This window comes from Bradyrhizobium sp., from assembly GCF_049586575.1.
Taxonomy (GTDB): domain Bacteria; phylum Pseudomonadota; class Alphaproteobacteria; order Rhizobiales; family Xanthobacteraceae; genus Bradyrhizobium.
This window is the reverse complement of record NZ_JBAVCF010000500.1, coordinates 1-4,253: the sequence shown is the minus strand read 5'-3', so window position 1 is coordinate 4,253 and position 4,253 is coordinate 1. Positions and strand designations below refer to the sequence as shown.

Sequence of the window (4,253 nt, the reverse complement as noted above, 5' to 3'; positions counted from 1 at the left end):
CGAAGCCTTCGAATTCTCCGCGCAGTCGTTCGATCTCGCCGAACGCCTGCAGACCATGATCTTCCTGATGCTCGACCTCGACATCGGCATGAACCACCGGCTGTGCCGCCCGCTGAAGTGGGACGAGACCCGCCAATATGACCGCGGCAAGGTGATGACGGCCGAAATGCTCGACGACGGCCGCGACTTCGGCCGTTACCTCGACGTCGACGGCGACGGCATTCCCTACCGCACCTATCCGGGCACCCACCCGACCAAAGGCTCCTTCTTCACCCGCGGCACCTCGCGCGACCGCTATGCGCGCTATTCGGAAGATGGCGCGGTCTACGCCGACAACATGCAGCGTCTGGTCCGCAAGTTCGAGACCGCGCAGGACATGGTGCCGCGGCCGTTGCAGGCCAACGCGGCGAAGCCGACCAAATACGGCGTGATCTATTTCGGCTCGACAGCGCCGGCGATGGACGAGGCGATCCAGCTCCTGGAAGCGCACGGCCACATGCTTGACCGCCTGCGCATTCGCGCCTTCCCGTTCCATTCGTCGGTCGCAAGCTTCGTCGCCGACCACGATTTCGTGTACGTGGTCGAGCAGAACCGCGACGCCCAGCTTCGTTCGCTGATCGTCAACGAAAACGGTATCGATCCGGTACGGCTGGTGCCGATACGCCATTACGACGGTACGCCGATCACAGCGCGTTTCATCGCAAACGCGATCGGCGAACATCAGGATCAGCTCAAGCTGACTCCGCTGCGCAAGGTGAAGTCATGACCTTTATCGCGAAACCGAAATTCCATCACCCGGGGCTGACCAAAAACAGTCTCGGCTACACCCACCGCGATTACGAGGGCAAGATCTCGACGCTATGCGCCGGCTGCGGCCACGACTCCATCACCGCATCGATCATCGAGGCCTGCTATGAGCTGTCGATCGAGCCGCATCGCGTCGCCAAGATTTCGGGCATCGGCTGCTCGTCGAAAACTCCCGACTACTTCCTCGGCAACTCGCACGGCTTCAATTCCGTGCATGGCCGCATGCCTTCCGTTTTGACCGGCGCTAATCTCGCCAACCGCGACCTCATCTATCTTGGCGTCTCCGGCGACGGCGATTCCGCTTCCATCGGCTTTGGCCAGTTCGCGCATTCGATCCGGCGCGGCGTCAACATGACCTATATCGTCGAGAATAACGGCGTCTACGGCCTCACCAAGGGCCAGTTCTCGGCCACCGCCGATCGCGGCTCGAAATCGAAGAAGGGCGTGACCAACACCGATAGCCCGGTCGATCTCGTGGCAATTGCGCTTCAGTTGGGGGCGAGCTTCGTGGCACGCAGCTTCTCCGGCGACAAGACCCAGCTGGTTCCGCTGATCGCAGCGGCGATCGAACACAAGGGCTCGGCCTTCATCGACGTCATCAGCCCGTGCATCGCCTTCAACAACCATGCCGGCTCGACCAAGAGCTTCGATTACGTGCGCGAGCACAATGATGCGGTGAATCGGCTGGACGTGCTGACCGGCCGCGAGCCGATCTCGGTCGATTACGCGCCAGGCACGGTGCAGGTGGTCGAACAGCACGACGGCAGCAAGATTGCGCTGCGCAAGATCGACGCCGATTACGATGCGCATGATCGCGTCGGCGCGATGGCGTTCTTGCAGAAGCACGCCGCCAAGGGCCAGATCGTCACCGGGCTGCTTTACGTCGATCCGGATTCGGAAGACCTGCACAGCCACCTCAACACGGTGGAGCAGCCGCTCAACCGGCTCGAGGCCGATGTTCTCTGCCCGGGCTCCGCCGCGCTGGAAAAGATCAACGCTGGCTTGCGCTGAGGGGACCGGCCACTCGAGCGCAGGACCACGTTCGATCGTCATCATCCGCACAAGCGGATGATCCGGTATCCCAGAGACAGTCGAGTGCGATTGAGACGTCGCGGCGTACTGGATACCCCGCTTTTGCGGGGTATGACGTCCAAGAACATGATAGCCCCTTTCGCTTTCGCTCCTCGCAACGACAGCGCTCACGTTACCCGGCGCACATAGCTCGCATTGAGGTCTTTCACCGTTCGCGCGCCGCACTGCTGCATGGCAGCCCGGGTTTCAGTGCGCACGAGTTCCAGCACGCGCTCGACGCCTTCCTGACCGAACGCGCCCAGCCCCCAGAGATAGGGGCGGCCGACACCGACCGCCTGCGCTCCCATGGCGAGCGCCTTGACCGCATCGGTACCGCGGCGGAATCCGCTGTCCACGATCACGGGGATGCGCCCCTTCACCGCCGCGAGGATTTCCGGCAGCGCGTCGATGGTCGAGCGGCCATTGTCCTCGCCGCGCCCGCCATGGTTGGAAACCAGAATGCCGTCGAGGCCGTTCTGCACGGCGAGTTCTGCGTCCGCAGCCGTGACGACGCCCTTGAGAATGATTTTCATCCTGGTCACGTCGCGCATGCGCTTGACGGTGTCCCAATCGAGATTGGAGGATTCGCCGCCACCCTTGATGCCGGAGAGATCGATGCCGTCGTAGTTGTGCCGCCGCAGAGCCCGCGAGGCGAAGCTGGAGCGATCATGACATCCCGAACATTCGCGGGTGTCGGATTTCATCAACCGGAATAATGTCTCCTGATTGCGCCCGGCTATACGGTCAACCGTCACCGCCAGAACCGGGCAGCCGGCGCCATCGGCCCGCTTGATCAGCGCCTTCGCGACCTCGAAACTCGGCGAGGCGTACAGCTGGAACCAGACCGGCGCGCCGCGCGCCTTGGTGACGTCGTCGACGGAAAAATTCGACGAGGTCGAGAGAATTTGCAGATGATTGCCGGCACGCGCCGCCTTCGCCACCGCCAGTTCGCCGTCGGGATGAAAGAACTGGTTGGCGCCGGTGGGGCAGACGAAGATCGGCGAGTCGTATTTCGTTCCAAACAATTCGACGCTGATATCGACCTTCGATACGTCGTTGAGACGATGCGGCATCAGCTGGAATTTCTTGAAATCCTCGCGGTTGGCGCGCAGCGTCACTTCGTCGTCAATTCCTGAGGCCATATAGCCGAAATGGGCCGGTGGCACGTTCTGGCGGGCGACCGGCTCGAAATCGAACACGTTGATCGCCTCTTTCGGAGCTTTGATGAGATCGACGCTGCCGGGAGGCGCCCAGATCATCGGATCGGGCAGCCTCGACGGAGCCTCCATGCCGTTCGCGGCGAACGCGCCCGATGCCAGCAGGGGCGATGCCGCGCAATATTGCAAAAACCGGCGGCGGCTGGCGGCGCTGATATCGTCTCGCAGCATGTAAGTATCCTCCCCTGCACTTATTTTTATCAAGGTACGATAGCAGCGGCAGATGCGGCTCGGAAGGCTCCGCCTGTGACAGCCCAGACCTGCACCACGACATGCTGGCGGCGGCGCCAGGCCAGAAAAATTGATCAGACAACAGGGCTTAAAAGCGGCATTTCGGCGGATCGAACTCTCAGCCGGGACGTTATCACGCGTGAGATCACCCATAATCCGGTCACCGAAGCAGCCTAAGGATTGTTGATGGCAGTACCTCTGGTTAATGTCCGGTCTGCTGCCAAATCCCTATCCGCTCGAACCGAAACAGGACATCATGAATCCGGTCAAAGCACTCGAAAACCACGGCCAGGCAGTCTGGCTGGATTTCCTGGCACGCGGCTTCGTCGCCAAGGGCGACCTGAAAAAGCTGATCGATACCGACGGCGTCAAGGGCGTGACGTCCAACCCGTCGATCTTCGAGAAAGCGATCGGCAGTTCGGATGAATACGACGCTCCCATTGGGCGCGCTTTGCAAAAAGGTGATCGTCCCGTCGCGGCTCTGTTCGAGCACCTCGCCGTCGAAGACATCCAGCACGCCGCCGACGTGCTGCGGCCGGTCTATGATGAGTTGAAAGGCCATGACGGCTTCGTCAGCCTTGAAGTGTCGCCCTATCTGGCGATGGACACCAAGGGAACGATCGCGGAGGCCGAGCATCTCTGGAAGGCCGTCCACCGCAAGAATCTGATGGTGAAAGTGCCGGCGACGCCGGAAGGCCTGCCGGCGATCGAACATCTGATCGGCGAAGGCATCAGCATCAACATCACGCTATTGTTCTCGCAAGAAGTCTATATCGAGGTTGCCAAGGCCTATCTCGCCGGCCTCGAAAAGCTCGCGGCCGATGGGGGCGATCCCTCCCATGTCGCCAGCGTCGCAAGCTTCTTCGTCAGCCGTATCGATACGGCGGTGGACAAGCAGCTCGACGAAGGAATCGCGCGCGCCAACGA

3 protein-coding genes and 1 pseudogene are annotated in these 4,253 nt (G+C 61.5%); 3 read left to right on the top strand and 1 reads right to left on the bottom strand.

The annotated features are described in order from the left end of the window. Both WB528_RS19150 and WB528_RS19145 read left to right on the top strand, forming a co-directional pair. A pseudogene (locus WB528_RS19150) lies at positions 1–766 on the top strand (2-oxoacid:acceptor oxidoreductase subunit alpha); the annotation flags it as partial. Beyond that, a complete protein-coding gene (locus WB528_RS19145) occupies positions 763–1,818 on the top strand; it encodes a 2-oxoacid:ferredoxin oxidoreductase subunit beta (RefSeq protein ID WP_423889964.1) in 1,056 nt (351 codons plus the stop codon). The pseudogene WB528_RS19150 and the gene WB528_RS19145, both read left to right, overlap by 4 nt. 188 nt (positions 1,819–2,006) lie before the next feature. Here the strand turns inward: WB528_RS19145 and WB528_RS19140 are convergent, their stop codons facing one another. Continuing rightward, complete coding sequence (locus WB528_RS19140) at positions 2,007–3,266, bottom strand: alpha-hydroxy acid oxidase (protein WP_423889963.1); 1,260 nt, start codon at positions 3,264–3,266, stop codon at positions 2,007–2,009. A gap of 316 nt (positions 3,267–3,582) precedes the next feature. Between WB528_RS19140 and WB528_RS19135 the strand changes: the two genes are divergently transcribed. Continuing rightward, positions 3,583–4,253 (top strand): transaldolase family protein (locus tag WB528_RS19135; RefSeq protein ID WP_423889965.1); only part of this gene is annotated, 671 nt, incomplete at its 3' end.

Excerpts from the sequence above, each read along its gene's own strand:
- WB528_RS19140 (WP_423889963.1), bottom strand. The coding sequence starts at position 3,266 with ATGCTGCGAGACGATATCAGCGCCGCCAGCCGCCGCCGGTTTTTGCAA.
- WB528_RS19145 (WP_423889964.1), top strand. The coding sequence starts at position 763 with ATGACCTTTATCGCGAAACCGAAATTCCATCACCCGGGGCTGACCAAA.